The following is a 676-nucleotide window of genomic DNA, read 5'->3' as shown; positions in this document are numbered from 1 at the left end:
CTTTTCCTTGTGCTCTTCCCAAACATGACGTGTTACTGCCTTTACCTTATTTTTGGAACGAGTACATTGGGAAAGAAGTGGACAGTTTCCGCATTTCTTTGAATTAGATTTATATTCTTTATAACCTTCACGATTTGTTGTACTGTAGTTTAATTCTTGATCATTAGGACAAACGTATAAATCTCGTTCTTTATCATATGTAAATTTCCATTTTGGGAATAAACCAGTAGTAGGATGATATCTTCTATGGGCAATTACTCCAAAGATATTACGGTCAGATAATCCCTTACAAATCGGGCTCGTGAGATAACCGGAATCAAGTGCCACAGCTTCTACCTTTAATCCAAATTGTTGGACCTGACGGTCCAACCGGCTTAGGTAAGGAACAGAATCATGAACATTTCCAGGTGTAACATATACATCTGTAATAATGTTACATTTCATATCTGTAGTCCGGTGATCAAGATAACAAAACATTTCCTGCTTGTTATCACGAGACATAAATCCACATTCAGGATCAGTAGTGCTAACCCGAATTTCTTTCGTTTCCTTCACTTCCTCCTTGTCCTTTAACGGATTTTTTCCGTGTGCTAATCTGTCTTCTTCAACTGCTTTATTTAGTTCATCAAAATAATCACGAGTTTCTACCTCAATTTCTTGTTTTGTGAATTTATGT

At 36.4% G+C, this 676-nt stretch carries 1 protein-coding gene; it reads right to left on the bottom strand.

The annotated features are described in order from the left end of the window. On the bottom strand, positions 1 to 676 hold a 676-nt coding region (locus BTR25_RS26760), incomplete at both ends, for a transposase (RefSeq protein ID WP_175596906.1).

The sequence above is a fragment of the Bacillus sp. MRMR6 genome (assembly GCF_001940785.1).
Taxonomy (GTDB): Bacteria; Bacillota; Bacilli; order Bacillales; family Cytobacillaceae; genus Neobacillus.
Note: the sequence above shows the minus strand (reverse complement) of the source record. Positions and strands in the feature narration are given on the sequence as shown.